Source organism: Rosenbergiella metrosideri (assembly GCF_022602565.1).
GTDB classification, from domain to species: domain Bacteria; phylum Pseudomonadota; class Gammaproteobacteria; order Enterobacterales; family Enterobacteriaceae; genus Rosenbergiella; species Rosenbergiella metrosideri.
This window is the reverse complement of sequence record NZ_JALBCV010000008.1, coordinates 57,963-73,882: the sequence shown is the minus strand read 5'-3', so window position 1 is coordinate 73,882 and position 15,920 is coordinate 57,963. Positions and strand designations below refer to the sequence as shown.

The window sequence follows — 15,920 nt, the reverse complement described above, 5'->3', positions numbered from 1 at the left end:
ATCGCGTTAGGCTGTGGGGGTAATATGAGACAGATAATTATGTTGGATGGCTATTTGGTCAGCGATATATTTCGCGTCATGCCAAACGCCCCAGATAAATGAGGAACCTCGACGCGATTGCCAAGGCAGGCCAAGGAAATAAAGGCCACGTTCGCAAGAGACGCCCCGTTGCTGGCGAGGTTTGCCCTGTTCATCGATGACATCTACCTCTAACCAGCGATAATCGGTGGTATAGCCTGTCGCCCAGATAATCGTTCCCACTCCCGCAGCGACCAGATCCAGACTTGTTAAGGGCGATTGTAGGCATTCCGCATCTTCCACGCGCTCGCGCGCTGAGGGCTCTTCGGGGAAGTCTGCCCCATTCCGCTCAACCCACGCATCGGCTGCATCCAACAGAGCGAGATAACTCTCATCGCCATTCTTGATATTATCGAGCAAGTCGGCTTTGAAGGTCACGCCCTTAGCATTGAAAGCTTCCGTCATGCCCGTCAAAATAATACCTTGTTGTGCTAAACGTCTAAAGTCGATAGTCTCGCCCCCTCTCGCGCCGCTGACAGCAATCGTGACGTGGCTTTTACCCGGTGCATGTTCCGTGGCATCCCACAACCCCAACACCCCTAACCACCAACAGAAATCTTGGCCTCGATAGCGACGAGGGGGGCGGTCGTGTGGGCCCACAGAGAGGTAAACTTGTCGCCCTGAACGTTGAATTTCATCGGCGATTTGTACACCAGAAGATCCTGCACCCACCACCAATACCGCGCCTGGGGCTAGCTGTTGCGGATTGTAATACTGTGCAGAGTGCATAGGCTGAATAGCGCTGAATGACGTCGCAAAGGAGGGAATAACCGGATGATGAAAAGGACCAGTGGCCACAACGACATTGTTGGCATCTATAAGTCCGGTAGAGGTTTCAACTATAAAGCCAGATTGTCTGTCTTTTTTAGTGACTCGTGTCACCTCAACACCGCATTCGACAGGGAGTTGGAACTGAGTCACGTACTCTTCAAAATAGTTTGCAACATCCTCTTTCGCAACAAACTGATTGGCTGTATAGCCAGCGAAGTCAAGATCGGGGAAACGGTCATGCCACGCCGGTCCATTGGCAACCAATGAATCCCAACGCCCCGTACGCCAGGCTTCAGCAATACGATTTTTTTCCAGCACACGATGGGAAATACCCTTCTCGGTCAAGTGCCGGCTTATTGCAATACCCGCTTGCCCCGCACCAATAACAACAGTATCGACCTTGTGATCACTCATCCTCACTGCCTCTTCATTCGTCGTGTAGCCGCTCAGAATAGGCATTGGGATGAGGTAAATAAAATAGTATAAAACTACTGATTGACGATAAATTAACTATGACTTGATGCGCTACGCTCAACCCTTTACCAACTGCAACTGAACCCAACACGCTTGTAAAACCGGTATCGATTGTTGGGTTACAGCAGCCCGTTCGACTAATACCCCAATAATTGCAGCGCTTTCAGAAACATTACCCGCCATTACATCTCGATAAAGTGAAGAGACAAGCGGCGTCTGACTATTCAGTAAGGTTGTCAGCAGGTGATCTACGACCTGGGGCCGTGGCTGATAGCCTGCAGCTTCAATAATGGTTAACACTTCATTAAAGAGCGTCGTAATATACTGTGCCCCCCCAGAGGTCGACAGAATCCGTTGAGTATCTGCCCGGGCCAAACAGGTGACCGCGCCAAGCGTACTCAGAAAGAGATATTTTTCCCACATCTCACTGGCTATATCCTGACTTTCTTGCAGGGTAAAGCCCACCCCGTCGAGTTCATTAGCGAGCGTCATCACTCCTTGCTGCTGCGCGGGGGACAAGGCACCAAAACTGATTCGGTGTAGCGGTGTTAACTGCTCAATCTCATTTTTGCTATTGAGCGTCGCATAGATCTGACATAAACCGCCGAGAACGCGATCACCATAATGGTGCTGCAAAGCGGTGATATGATCCATGCCATTAAGTAACGGCAGAATAAAGGTCTTGACGCCGACCGCAGGACGGATCTGTTCGATAACCTGTGTCAGATGAGGGTGTTTGACGGCGAGGATAATCAGTTGCCATGTATTATCCTTCAGTGTCTCTGCTGTGAGAGTAGGAGGCGTCAGGCGAAAGGAATCATTAAAGCCTTTGATCACCAATCCCTCTTCGGCCAGCTGTTGAGCGCGTCCTTCACGCACTAAGAATGCTACCTCGTGCCCGGCTTGCGCTAACCTTGCGCCAAAATATCCGCCTGTTGCGCCCGCGCCCACCACTAAAATTTTCATCGTGTTAATCCCGTTATCAGCATGACCGTTTAACGTTGAGCGAAAAAAAAGGCCTGAATCATCAGGCCCTTGCTCTATTTTGTTTCGTGCGCTTTGCTCTCGCCGAGCACTTTAAGTTTTTTCGACAGATCGCGTCGCTCTTTGGAAAGCTCGGCATTCTTGATGATGTACTCATCAACCCGATCTTCATAATCGCTGCGCATGCTGGCAATAATTTCTTGTATCGCTTCGACGCTCATTCCCGGTTTGATATATTCGCTAAGGTTGTCGAGCAGTAATACACGTTTCTGATTATCACGGACTTTTTTCTCATTATCCGTAATTTCACGCTGTAGCTTATTTTTACGACGAAACATTCTTACAAACTCAAGTACATCCTGGAATGACTGTTTTGCATTTTCCATGACAACACCTTTAGTTGAACCTGCTCTGCAGGGGATAGATTTTCGGATTCGACAGCCGTTTATCGCCGTAGCGCTAACCGTATCAGCTCTCGCATTCTTTCTAATTGTTTCGTTAATTCAAGACTTAGCCAGACATAGCCATACACCGGGGTTAACTCTGCCTTGGCATGTTCCGCTTGCGCGAGCAGTTCGGTCAGCTCACCGGTAATTTCGTCCATCGCTGCACTACTAGAAGCCAGCTGGTCACTTTCACTGACACCATTACGCAGCATCTCGGCTAACGCGTCCAGCATTTGCTCTGTCGTGGCCTGAGTACGACGTAGCGTCGGCGCATTCAGTAATAAAAGATGGCTCTCACGGGAAGACCACCATGCATTAATTTGCATCTCCATGGTGTTCACCATATTGCGCTGGATGGTCTGGATACCCTCAAACACCGACCGCGGAATCCGTGTTTCTTTACAAGCCGGCTCCAGGAGGCTTCGCATTTTAATCAGTGACGTCAAGAGCTTCTGCAACGGCTTATTGAGACGCGGTTTTTCCAGAAGATTAGACGATAAACCGGTGTGATAGATTTTACGACTATCCACCAATGCATCGGCCAACCGTAAGCGCCAGAAAACGTAAGCGCGCTGCGTAAAGATTCCCGTAAAAAAAATCGAGAGTAAGCAACCGAATACGACATCACCGCCGCGCCACAGCGCAGTGAGGAAATCGCCCGCAGGCGCGCCGACCACCACACCTAGGGTAATCCCTATCAATAGTGCCATATAGGGGCGTTTACCCAAGGTCAGATAACCGCAGAAGAACATAACAATGCCGCACCAGCCTAACATAAGAGGCAGCGAGATCATTTCAAGTTTAAGCGCGATCAGCCCGGATATTGATCCGATCACTGTACCAATAATCCGCTGAATCGCTCGCGGAAAGACATTGCCCCAAGTAGAAATAGGTCCAATCACGACCACCAAGGTAATTAAGGGCCAACTTCCTTCGGGAATATTCAGTATCCGGATGAGCATGAAGGAGGCTAAGAACGCGATGGCAATACGGACACCATGCACCCAACGATAATGTCGATAGAGCCAATATTCGAGTTTTGAGAGGGGTTTATCGGTTTTCACAGCTCGCGCTAAGTGTTAGAAGATAATGGTAGGCAGTGTACCCTGACTTCTCGCATTTTTTAACCATAAAAGTAAAAAAGCCTCGCGAACGAGGCTATTAGCGCTAGAATTTCCGTTTGATGTAATCAATAGCACGAGTGAAGATCCCCGCTTCGGCCACAGGTTGTAGCGCAACCAATGGGTAGCTGGCGAGTTCATGATCTTTATCCATAACCTTGATTTGACCAATCGGCTGATTGGCCGCAAGCGGCGCTTCGAGCTCTTTTTTGTCAATGATATATTTCGCTTTGACGTTATTGATCTCATTTTTAGGTAGCGAGAGATAAAGGTCTTTATCACTCCCTACTGCAACAGTATGAGGATTGCCGTACCACACATTTTCGTTACCAATCGCTCGGCCTGCGTGGAACAACTGCACGGTGTCAAAATTATTCTGTCCCCAAACTAATAGTTTACGTGCCTGCTCTTCACGTCCCTTCGAGCTTTTACCGCCCATAATGACTGCTATCAGACGATGATTACCGACCACGTTTGAGGCAATAATATTAAAGCCTGCCGTTTCAGTATGACCCGTTTTTAGCCCATCGACATGCAAGCTATTATCCCACAACAAACCGTTACGGTTATTTTGTGTGATACCGTTCCATGTTAATGTTTTCTCGCTATACATCTGATAAAAATCAGGCTCACCATCGATGATGGCTTTAGAGAGAATAGCTAAATCACGTGCAGTGGAGTGCTGTCCCGGCGCATCTAAGCCATGTACGGTTTCGAAATGCGTATTGTTTAAACCTAGCTTCGCGACATATTGGTTCATTAAGCCAACAAAGTTTTCTTGGCTACCTGCGACATAATCAGCCAAGGCCACACAGGCATCGTTACCCGAATCAATGATCACCCCCCGGCTGAGATCCCGAACGGTTAAAACATCACCCGGTTTTAGAAACATCAGCGATGAACCTTTAAACACTGGATTACCGGCGCCCCAAGCGTCTTGGCCTACGGTCACTTTATCATCACGGGTGATACGTTTTTGGTCGATTGCGCGATCCACCACATACCCCGTCATCAGTTTTGTCAGGCTAGCCGGATTGCGTTGCTCATCGGGATTACCCGCGGTGAGAATTTGCCCAGTTTTAGCATCCATCAGAACCCATGAGGCAGCATCGATAGAAGGCGGCGCTAACGAGAAAGGTAATGCATCATCTTGCGCAAATGCATGCGCAGCATAGAAAACTAAAGAAGTAACAACTAACGTGGCGCGCCTTTTCAAAATAATCCTCGGATATCTTAACTGTACGAATAGTTGGCCTTTTTACGGTATTTTTAACCATCTATCACCTGTTAATTGTGAGAATTTGTGAATAATTCCTAGGTTGAGTAGATTTCAACCACAACGCTTACTTTTCTCACCACTCCGCTCATTATCATGTCTATTCTGGATACAGTCGTCCCTCTCCCTCCATTCACACAATAGACTGCTACCACAAGCAGCACATAAAATGGATATCCACGCCTCGACTGATTGACATCACCCTTAGGCTAGTCTCAGTACGATAAATAGGATTAATGCACTTTCTTGTTTGTGATGTTCACCCTACACTTACCGAACAACAAGAAGGGTTTTAAATGAGTAACGTACTATTATTAGTCTTTGGAATTATCCTAGGGATTATCGCAATTTGGTTGGGGATTTCGTATTTTACAGAAGTCCTTACCCGTAAAAAGACATTTAAAAAATAACCAAGGCCGAGTTTCGGCCTTTTTTTATACCTTATGTGATAATTAGCTTTACGAAGTAAATATTGATTATTTAATGATCAATAAAATACGAATTTACTCTAAATCACTGATAGAGTTGATATAGCGGTTTAATTCAACTAGTCTGTTTGACGGTTTATGAATGGAAATTATTTTCTCTTAAGGCTTCATTGGTAAAAATACACTCTAAATATTATTTATTTTTTTCAAGCAATGAGTTAGTTTAAATTTTCTACGCTATAATATACTCATTTCACGTAACTATTCGACGAGTGGATGCAGCGTTCAGATCACGAAAATTGACCGACGTTTATCGATAATTATTGTTTTTTTATTTACCCGCTAACGGATTTATATAGAGGGCATGTGAGCTATGAGTTTTTTCCATCTAAAAAATACTATTGAACGCAATAAATACCTCGCAGCAAAAAATCTCAAAGAGCTTAACCTGCATGAATTGGCTTATATTCATCTTAACACCCAGAGTCCTTCAATTAAACTTCAAGACTGTTCAGTCAACTCAAGGCTTTATGGACTCCACGAGATCCTCTTGGTTACCTCACCTTCTAAAGATAAAAACTTTATCATGTTGATCACGGTGATATCGCTAATTAACGAACTCTGCAGTATCTATACCCTCAGAGCATCCCGTTCGACTAACATTTTCGTCAACTTCCTTCTTAATTTTACGTCGCTGACACCGACCCAAGCCAAATTACTCTACACCTTAACGAAGTGCTTACAAAAAGACGGTGGTCTTGCGAACTGTGATGTCGCAAATGATATGACCTTAGCCGTATTTAAATACAGTAACAGCCAAAATGAAGCCATCACTCCTCCTACTCTAGCTTGGGATGGCTGTTACCCAATCAAAACGGATAATGTTTATACCCTGATTAATGTACTCGAACTTCAAAAACTTGCCGTCAATATTCTCGATCGGATTTTTCAAGGGCTTTTAAAAAGAAAAATACAGGTCATCGATATCCCCGTTGAAGATTTCTTTTATAAATACCTCGATAAATTATAGGCCCCAGTAACCTTTTAAGATGCAATAAATACCTTATCGCCCTCTTTACAAAGCCAATGGATTACATAATACCACTCTACACGACACTCAAGGGTCTCAGGATTTACTTCCCCTCTTCTTCCTTCAATGAATTCAAAAAATATGATGTTGTTGAGAAGGGTATCGCGGTAAGAAGCTAATCTTTTGGTACCACTTTCAAGAGGAGGGTGTTGCAGTCCTTTAAAAAAGAATAACGTTCAACTGGATAAGCATTATATTACTTCGCAAAAGGTGAACATCATGCTGCTGATGAGTAATGGCCGGTATAAAGCGCAGCGAGAAGTCTCATATGGGATATTTTAGCAATCACCTCCTTCAACCTATTGATAATAATGATTTTATCGTTACTGTTTTTCGTTCGTACAAATCATACACTTTTTACCATGGCTTTTGGCGTAGCTTATATCACCGACCACTACACTTGAGTTTTCACCTTTGATACTGCTTAATCATCTTATTGTTGTCACATCACCGATTTATCTTCACCACAAGTTATTAAAGCAACCTAAACAGAAGCTAAATGGGTAATAGTAGTCATTTTTCTATAATTTTTTCATAGAGTTTTTTCAGATAAACGTTATTTTTTAGTGACCTTTGATTAACATTTGATGGTTTTTATTTTACATTTAAAAGATAATGCTTTCTAAACTGTGATTCTCTATAAAAATTAAATTAATTAAATTAATTAAATATCTACTAACGATAGAGGAAGGAAGATACCGGCTACAGTTTGAGTAAATACTTTTATTGAACTCATATGCCCGGTAAAATTGGAGAGCTACTAACGAGATGGGGGTTAAGTCTCTGGCTGTAAACTCGTTGAAAAGATCATGGAGAATAAAGTGGTTCTTACAGCACTTCCATAACGCTAGACGGTGCAGTAAAAATTCATTTAGCTAGGCTAGTATTCAACTGAGCTTGCTTAATTAACTCCATTATTACTGGAAATGATTCTTTAACGATAATTTTGTCTCGCGCATTACTGATGGTAAGAATTGATTTAGTACCATGACTGGCTGCTGAAATAATTTGATTAATAGAAATACTGAGTTTTTCCCCGGGAGTTGTAACGAGGATCACGGTTGTTATTATTCTATTAAAATAGAGACTGCATCATTGCACTTTGTGTTAGGTAAAGACAATGATCTCTTCAATTACCTTACATTCTACGTCTAAGGCCTTTTTTAATAGAGGTAGGAAGATAGCAGGAAATCCCTCTTTTATGCAAAAAAGAAATAATAAACTAATTTTATTGGCAAGATACTTATTATAGATCCAGAGATGACTCGGTAATCTTAATTTTTTAGATCATTATGACAGATCACCGTTAACGATAAATTTAAACAGAAAACTAGTTGGCGGCTACCGGCGCAGGCCACAGACTTGCTGCAAAGTTAACAAGTCACCTCTCAATACAGTAAACGAAATATCAACTTCTCTTAAAAAGGTTATTATCCAACCAACCCCCATCACTAGAACCACTCGAAATTGGTTTTTTACCACCAATCGCCACTTATCAAAGTTAATAACGGGGAATCTATTAAATATTAACCGAACTCACTTGACGGCAGTACTGAAACACGTAATTCTTGCTGTTGTCGCCGCAAGAACACACTATTGAATCGCTACGTGTAATGTAGACATCTCTGAACCGTTTGTAATATTGATTTTCATATTCTGTTGGTGATATCTGATCAATCGAACCTTGCCAACACTTTTACTGTTGCCAATAATTTGATGTAATAAAAATAATTGCTACGGGCTTCTTCCCGCACCCTACAGAGCTGTTTCTTTATCCTCTCGCGTTTAAACAACCAGAAAAGCCTCCAACAACTCTATTATCATGGTAGTTATCGCGACACACATAACTGTCTCCAGTCCGTGTGATTCTAAGTGTAAGAGCCTCTAGGAAGAACATCCAGCACCCGGCAGAGCAGGCGAACAGGCCAGCAATAGCTGTAGTCATACATGAAGGCATACCTCAGTCGGATAGCTTTACAATTTGCAGCAGATAATCATGATATTAAAACTCGGAGTTTGATTACCGATACCCAAAATTCATTGGAGAAATTTTTACAACAGTTTTACGACTTGGGAAGAAAGGTTCGCCAAAAGGTAAGGACTTGACTCTCGCTAATCAGCGAGTTGCCTCATTTGTAAAAAACGATGTGTTCAACCCTAACACGCAGAAGAGCAATTACATCCATCGCAGCTATGACGCCAGCAATCCCGAATCTCAGGCTAAGCTGTTACTTGATTCAGCGATTAAAACATACTGAGACGGTTATAACGGCACGATGCGAAAATTAAGTTATCCATACCCTTCTCCTACTGACATAAGACATCCGCTCCAACCACTGGTTAAAAAAGTAGTTTCCGAGTAGCAATGGTGATGTTCCTGTAATGAGAATGAAGTCTCGAATAACACGCATACAGCCTAATTAGACCATTATATGATAAATAATAAATGAGCCTTTTTATACTGATGGCGCTAGCAAGGCATCAGAACTCTAGGCAAATAGGGTAAGTATATAATTGATTTTCAATCGATGATTAAAAAAGGCATTGGTTACCCACAAATTGATAATTTATTTGCCCGTTACAGATTCAATGTCATCGGTAAAGGGAGTTTATGCGAACCCTTACCGAAATGAGAGAGAATCGAGTAGTGCTGTGGGAGGAAAAGGTTCTCTCTCTGGGTTAATGTTTTTTTCGAGTAATGGCTCAACCTGTGGGAAAATTGGTCGGCGAATGGTATCACCCATTCTGCTGCCGAAACCGTCCACACTCCATCCTCCAGGTTAAAATCACCTTTAACAGCCAATGGCAACTCGGCTATTCTCGCGCCTGATAAGATGAGTATTTGATGAAGAAACTTGTAGGACGTAGCAGCCCTGCTTCTTTCAATTCCAATCCACACTTTTGCTAACTCAGTATGAGTAAGAACTCGGTCGCCCACTGCCTTGTGGATAGGGTATCTGGTCAAGTTAACTGTAAAGAAATTGGCCATCCATTATTTTACTAACAGTAGACTGTTCTAATTGCTGAGTCTTAGGGCGAAGTGACATCGTAATATCGTTATCATGCCAGTACCCAGGTAATTTTTTAATGCGACTGACCTAGCCTCTTCTTTATGAAGTGATGTTTTAGGGAATACTCCAGCGAAGTAAAGCCCCCTGAACTCTGTTACTATGATTCGCGCTGGTCAAAGTGGTATTAAAAGGCAGCGACCCTTAGCAGTACGTCGAGCCGAACCTTTACGCCGATAACGGTATTGAAAGGTAATAACTCCTTAGAAAGAAACTCGTGCACCGAGAGCCTCGACAGTAGTGAATTCTGTCGGACCGGTATAACGTTTGCCAAGACGTTTTCTAAGTTTAACGTCGCTGATTACTATTTTTATATCATGTACGCACTAAAATAAAATTATGTATCAAATGCGTACGCAACATGGCCTGTACAAACCTAGATTACAGTGTACAAACAACCACAATAGTGTAAGCAAGACTACAAATATGTACGTTAAGCCCCTGATTTAACTGTACAATAAACTACAAATAGTGACGATAATGTATGAAAAACAACGATACAGTACAGCCTACCTTCCTCTTCCATGATTATGAAACCTTTGGTAAACATCCTGCCTTAGATAGACCCGCACAGTTTGCTGGCGTGCGTACAGATAGTGCTTTTACCGTGATCGGCGAGCCAGAAGTTTTTTATTGTAAGTTGGCGGATGATTATCTGCCCCAACCAGAGGCGGTATTGATTACGCATATCACGCCACAAGAAGCGCAACAAAAGGGCATGACAGAGGCGGCATTTACCCAACGTATCCATCATCTGTTCAGCGAGCCACACACCTGTATCGTCGGCTACAACAACATACGTTTCGATGATGAGGTCACCCGTCATCTTTTTTACCGTAACTTTCACGATCCCTATGGTTGGAGCTGGCAAGAGGGGAATTCGCGCTGGGACCTCTTGGATGTGATGCGGGCGTGTTATGCATTGCGTCCTGAGGGGATTGTATGGCCGGAAAACGAGCAAGGACTTCCTAGTTTCAAGCTTGAGCATCTCACCAAAGCGAATGGTATTACCCATACCCAGGCGCATGACGCGATGTCAGATGTCTATGCCACGATTGCCATGGCACAACTGGTGAAAGAAAAACAGCCAAAGTTATTCGATTTTCTGTTTACCCATCGTAATAAACATCGTCTGACCAGCTTAATCGATATTCCGCAAATGAAGCCTTTGGTACACGTGTCCGGGATGTTTGGTGCAGCCCGCGGCAATACCAGTTGGATTGTGCCCCTCGCTTGGCACCCAGAGAACAAGAATGCAGTGATTACCGTTGACTTAGCCGGTGAGGTTGCACCGCTTATTGCCCTGAGCAGCGATGTCTTACGGGAAAAGCTCTATCAGACTAAAGAAGAACGCGGCAGCGATACGCCTATTCCGTTAAAGCTAGTGCATATCAATAAATGCCCGGTCTTAGCCCCTGCCAGTGTACTACGGCCCGAAGATGCTGAGCGTTTAGGGATTGATCGTCAAACTTGCTTAGATAATCTTGCACTATTGCGCCAACATCCAGAGATCCGTGAAAAAGTGGTCGCCTTATTCGCAGATAAAGCCCCTTTTCCGGCAAACCAAGATGTCGATAATCAACTTTATGATGGCTTTTTCTCTGCAGCGGACAAACAGACGATGGACGTTATTCGTCAGAGCCATCCTCAGCATTTACCAGCGATGGATTTACGCTGGAGCGATAAACGTATCGACGAGCTTCTGTTTCGTTTTCGTGCAAGGAATTACCCTGGCACATTAGATGAAATGGAACAGCAACGCTGGATGGAACACCGACGCTCAGTGCTGACGCCGGAAAAGGTCAATGACTATTTCGAACAACTGACAGTGTTACTGCAAGAACACCAAGAGTCCCCAGATAAAGTCGCCTTATTACAGGCCTTGGCCCGTTATGCCCAAGAGTTATTGAGTTAAAAAAAAAAGCCTGCTAAGCAGGCTTTTTCAATCAAAGAGGCGAAATTACTTATTTGGAATCTCTGAAACCACTTTAACTTCGCTCTTATTAATTTGTTGTTTCACACCGTTTGCATCGGTGTAGCCCACTAGGCCGGCATCCGTTTCTTTTGGCTTACCGTCGCTGACTATCGTGCGCCCATCAACAGTATGGATTGCGTAGCTGGTACGTGTACAACCCGATAATGCACAAACAGCAATCATTGCTACAGCAGGGATAATCAACTTCTTCATATGACACTCCTTGAGATATGTAATTTATCGCTTCGTCTTAAGTATAGACCCTATTTTGAATTTTGCAGGAGACAAAAAAAAACCGACCTCAAGAGGTCGGTTTTACCTAAGTACTAAGGCTTAACGTTCTTCGTCATACTGCGGAACAGGTAGACGGAAGCCTTTGGTCACAATCGCCAGATAGATAATACCGATTGCTGCCCAGATTAAGCCCAGTTCCATCGAGCTTTTCTCTAAGTTAACCCACAGCGCACCGACCGTTATTGCCCCACATAAGGGTAGGATCAGGAAGCGGATATTATCCTTCAAGGTGCGACGCAGTTTCTCACGGATCCAGTATTGCGAAATTACTGATAAGTTAACGAAGGTGAACGCAACCAATGCACCGAAGTTAATCAACGCAGTGGCCGTTACTAAGTCAAAATTAATCGCTAACAGAGCAATAGCGCCAACTAATAAGACGTTGAACACCGGAGTATGGAATTTCGGGCTAATGTAGCCAAAGAAGCGTTTAGGGAAAACACCGTCGCGTCCCATCACATACATCAGTCGTGAAACCCCTGCATGCGCCGCCATACCTGACGCAAGAACCGTCACACAAGAGAAAATCAGGATACCGAATTGGAAGGTTTTCCCTGCCACATACAGCATGATTTCCGGTTGTGAAGAGTCAGGATCTTTAAAGTGGCTGACATCAGGGAAATAGAGTTGTAAGAAGTAAGAGACCGCAATAAAGAGTAATCCACCAACCAGCGCGGTAAGGAAAATCGCTCTAGGAATTACACGCTTAGCATCTTTCGTCTCTTCGGATAATGAACTGATGCCATCAAAGCCTAAGAAGGAGAAACAGAGTATCGTCGCACCGGTTATCATCGGCACCACCTGCGAATTCTCGGTCCAGAATGGCTTACTGCTAACTAATGTCCCCTCGCCTGTGCCATGCGCGACGCCATATATAACCATACCAACTACCACTAACATCACCAAGATCTGTAACACAACAATCAGACCGTTAAAGTTAGCGACCGTACGAATACCTTTAAGGTTAGTCAGGGTCATAAAGCCTACTAATAGCACGACGAAAATCCACGAAGGGATCCCCGGGATCAGCGACTCAAAATAGCTTTTAGCCAGCAAAATATTGATCATCGGCATAAACAGATAATCAAGCAGCGACGACCAGCCGACCATGAAACCAACATGAGGGCAAATCGATTTCTGCGCATAAGTATATGCAGAACCCGCTGAAGGGAACCGATGAACCAGTTTTCCATAACTCAGCGCAGTGAACAGAATCGCAATCAGGGCGAAGGCATAAGCCGTAGCAACGTGCCCACCCGTTAAATTCGTAACAATACCGAACGTATCAAACAAGGTCATTGGCTGCATATAGGCTAAGCCAATCATAACGACCGGAAAGAGCGTCAGTGTTTTCTTTAAGCTGGCACGAGATTGTGCTGGAGATGCATTAGTCTGCATGGTGTTGCCCCCCTATAGCCGCAATCGACATGGACTGCACCACAGGGAAACTCCGCGAAGGGAGAGAAGGAATGACATTGATAGGCTGTGAAGTAGCCTTAGCGCCGTAGTCATCGCGAAAGCGAGCAGCTGCTGCTACTTGCATAATAGTTGATGGCCCCATTACTTTTCCTCTAAACATACGCTCAAGCGTGAAAGGGTGACTAAGCCGACGTAGGCCGACCAATTGAACACTACTAGTAAGTTTTACTGCAAAAAAATAACCGACGCACGGTTAATTAAAACAGTTTACGTCGGTTATCGCGAATTTTGCAGGCCGCGCATTGTGCCTAAATCCAGCTTTTAAAACAAGCCTTTCAGAGTAAAACCTCAGAATTTTCTTTATCGGCTTTAGACCATTTAACCAAGTGGCATTGTGAAGGGATCGCTATAACGGTAGTGGAACCCTAAGCTGCGGCAAATGGCTTCGCCGTTCACCCACTTTCCAGCAGGCGCTTGAGGTTCGATCGCCTCAAAGGTTGGCGGCTCAGCTCCCAACTGCTTAGCGACAAAGGGGTAGAACTCATCACGTCTTGGGTGCTGGTGTGCTGAGAGATTGAAGGTTGTGCCTGACTGCGGCGAGGCGAGAAGCAGTATTATCGCCTCGATCACATCGTCAAGATGGACGAGGTTAACGGGATGATTCCCTTGCGTTAACTGTTTTTTACCCGCTAAAAAACGACCTGGGTGACGGTCCGGACCCACTAAACCGGATAGCCGCAGAATGTCCACCTCAATACCCGGTAACTGGTGCAGCCATTGCTCTAGCGCGACCAGGCGTTTCCCTGCGGGGGTGACTGGCAGGAGTGGACTGGCTTCAACTATCTCACCTTGCTGATCGCCATAGACTGAAGTCGAACTGGTAAAGACCACCCGCTTCACACCATTTGCTATAGCGCTATCGACGAGGTTTTGGACAGCATTCACATAGTGTTCACCCCCATCACCGCTGCGTGATGCGGGTAAAGTAATAATAAGCGTATCGACCGACATCAATTGTTCTAGCTCTTCGAAATCACACTCAATATCGGGCGTGGTGATCAATTTCACCGCAGAAATTCCGCAGCGTCGGGCGGCAAGAACACCATCTTCAGACGTTTTCGACCCTTGCACATCGTAGCCACGCTGGCTGAGCGCCAAGGCCAAAGGCATCCCTAACCACCCTAATCCAATAATCGCTATTTTTTTCATACCGGTCTCACCGTCAAAAGTCATGGTTCAAGGTTACCGCGACTCTCCTCCACCCACCAGTAAAGTTATCTGAGTTTGGTGTAAAAAAATTCACCTTATGGACGAAAAAACGGTTGCCAAGGTCAATCAACTCGGCTAGGTTAAATGACATCACTTTTTTCCAATCTTTGGATAAGAAAATTATGAATTTTGTTCAAACTCGCCATCATCACCATCATCATCCTGACTAGTCTTTCAGGCGATGGCGGCTGGAAGACGATTAGGTCTTCCTCTGGTTTGAACGTATAAAGCCCTCGGAAGATCACTCTTCCGAGGGCTTTTTTAATGCCCATAATAAATACAACACAATGACAGACAGAAAAGTAAATCAAGAGGATTGGTGTAATGTTGGATAACACGCGTTTACGAATTGCAATGCAGAAATCAGGCCGTTTGAGTGATGAATCTCGCGAACTGCTCACCCGCTGTGGAATAAAAATCAATTTACAACAACAGCGTCTGATCGCTTTCGCCGAGAATATGCCTATCGATATTCTACGTGTCCGTGATGACGATATTCCAGGACTCGTCATGGATGGTGTGGTTGATTTAGGCATTATCGGTGAGAACGTACTGGAGGAAGAAGTGTTGACCCGTCGCGCGCAAGGGGAAGATCCTCAACTCTCGATTTTACGTCGTTTAGATTTTGGCGGTTGCCGCCTTTCTCTTGCCATGCCTGCCGACAGTGTCTACACCGGCCCTGAGTGCTTGGACACCAAACGCATTGCCACCTCTTATCCACACTTATTAAAGAAGTATTTTGACTCGAAAGGCCTGACCTTCAAATCTTGTTTACTTAACGGTTCAGTCGAAGTCGCGCCACGTGCGGGGCTGAGCGATGCTATCTGTGACTTGGTCTCAACCGGTGCGACCCTTGAGGCCAATGGACTCCGTGAAGTCGATGTTATTTATCGTTCTAAAGCCGTACTGATCCAACGCGCCGGCGAACTCTCTGGAGATAAACAAGCCCTGGTCGACCGACTGATGACCCGTATTCAAGGCGTTATTCAGGCACGCGAGTCGAAGTACATTATGATGCATGCGCCAAGTGAGAAACTTGAGCAAATCATCGATCTGTTACCCGGTGCTGAGCGTCCGACCGTTCTGCCATTGGCTGGTGACCAATCGCGTCTTGCCCTGCACATGGTGAGCAGTGAAACGTTATTCTGGGAAACAATGGAAAAACTGAAGGCACTCGGCGCGAGCTCCATATTAGTCCTCCCCATTGAGAAAATGATGGAGTAACCG

12 protein-coding genes and 1 other annotated feature are annotated in these 15,920 nt (G+C 44.8%); of the genes, 3 read left to right on the top strand and 9 right to left on the bottom strand.

What is annotated here, in order from left to right:
* Positions 1 to 6: 6 nt before the first annotated feature.
* The 5 genes from MKR94_RS09640 to dacD all read right to left on the bottom strand — a co-directional run bounded on the left by MKR94_RS09640 (position 7) and on the right by dacD (position 5,090).
* Positions 7 to 1,263, bottom strand: a complete 1,257-nt coding sequence (locus tag MKR94_RS09640; protein WP_241646712.1) for a flavin-containing monooxygenase — start codon at positions 1,261 to 1,263, stop codon at positions 7 to 9.
* 117 nt (positions 1,264 to 1,380) lie between these two features.
* Complete coding sequence (locus MKR94_RS09635) at positions 1,381 to 2,289, bottom strand: 2-dehydropantoate 2-reductase (protein WP_241646711.1); 909 nt, start codon at positions 2,287 to 2,289, stop codon at positions 1,381 to 1,383.
* A gap of 74 nt (positions 2,290 to 2,363) precedes the next feature.
* Positions 2,364 to 2,693, bottom strand: coding sequence for a DUF496 family protein (locus MKR94_RS09630; protein WP_048912228.1), 330 nt, complete (start codon positions 2,691 to 2,693; stop codon positions 2,364 to 2,366).
* A gap of 59 nt (positions 2,694 to 2,752) precedes the next feature.
* Positions 2,753 to 3,817: an FUSC family protein gene (locus tag MKR94_RS09625; protein WP_241646710.1), complete on the bottom strand. Its 1,065-nt coding sequence runs from the start codon at positions 3,815 to 3,817 to the stop codon at positions 2,753 to 2,755.
* Positions 3,818 to 3,920: 103 nt separating this feature from the next.
* Entirely contained in the window at positions 3,921 to 5,090 is a 1,170-nt protein-coding gene (gene dacD / locus MKR94_RS09620) for a serine-type D-Ala-D-Ala carboxypeptidase DacD (RefSeq protein ID WP_241646709.1), read from the bottom strand.
* 861 nt (positions 5,091 to 5,951) lie between these two features.
* On the opposite strand from dacD, the gene MKR94_RS09615 reads away from it, so the two are divergent.
* Positions 5,952 to 6,608: a hypothetical protein gene (locus MKR94_RS09615; RefSeq protein WP_241646708.1), complete on the top strand. Its 657-nt coding sequence runs from the start codon at positions 5,952 to 5,954 to the stop codon at positions 6,606 to 6,608.
* Positions 6,609 to 10,220: 3,612 nt separating this feature from the next.
* Positions 10,221 to 11,651 carry an exodeoxyribonuclease I gene (gene sbcB / locus MKR94_RS09605; protein ID WP_241646707.1) on the top strand — a complete coding sequence of 477 codons (1,431 nt, stop codon included), beginning with the start codon at positions 10,221 to 10,223 and terminating at the stop codon, positions 11,649 to 11,651.
* Positions 11,652 to 11,696: 45 nt separating this feature from the next.
* On the opposite strand, the gene MKR94_RS09600 is transcribed toward sbcB, so the two are convergent.
* From MKR94_RS09600 to MKR94_RS09585, 4 genes are all read right to left on the bottom strand, one after another.
* A complete protein-coding gene (locus tag MKR94_RS09600) occupies positions 11,697 to 11,924 on the bottom strand; it encodes a YgdI/YgdR family lipoprotein (RefSeq protein ID WP_048912232.1) in 228 nt (75 codons plus the stop codon).
* Positions 11,925 to 12,044: 120 nt separating this feature from the next.
* The gene (locus MKR94_RS09595; RefSeq protein WP_241646706.1) at positions 12,045 to 13,403 is read right to left on the bottom strand and encodes an APC family permease; all 1,359 of its coding nucleotides are present in this window, start codon (positions 13,401 to 13,403) and stop codon (positions 12,045 to 12,047) included.
* A complete protein-coding gene (locus MKR94_RS09590) occupies positions 13,393 to 13,566 on the bottom strand; it encodes a hypothetical protein (RefSeq protein ID WP_241646705.1) in 174 nt (57 codons plus the stop codon). Before MKR94_RS09590 ends, MKR94_RS09595 begins: the two co-directional genes overlap by 11 nt.
* A 236-nt stretch (positions 13,567 to 13,802) precedes the next feature.
* A complete protein-coding gene (locus MKR94_RS09585; RefSeq protein WP_241646704.1) occupies positions 13,803 to 14,633 on the bottom strand; it encodes an SDR family oxidoreductase in 831 nt (276 codons plus the stop codon).
* Positions 14,634 to 14,838: 205 nt separating this feature from the next.
* Positions 14,839 to 14,958, top strand: a sequence feature (His leader region).
* Positions 14,959 to 15,017: 59 nt separating this feature from the next.
* Between MKR94_RS09585 and hisG the strand changes: the two genes are divergently transcribed.
* The gene (gene hisG, locus MKR94_RS09580; RefSeq protein ID WP_241646703.1) at positions 15,018 to 15,917 is read left to right on the top strand and encodes an ATP phosphoribosyltransferase; all 900 of its coding nucleotides are present in this window, start codon (positions 15,018 to 15,020) and stop codon (positions 15,915 to 15,917) included.
* The last annotated feature ends 3 nt before the right edge of the window (positions 15,918 to 15,920 follow it).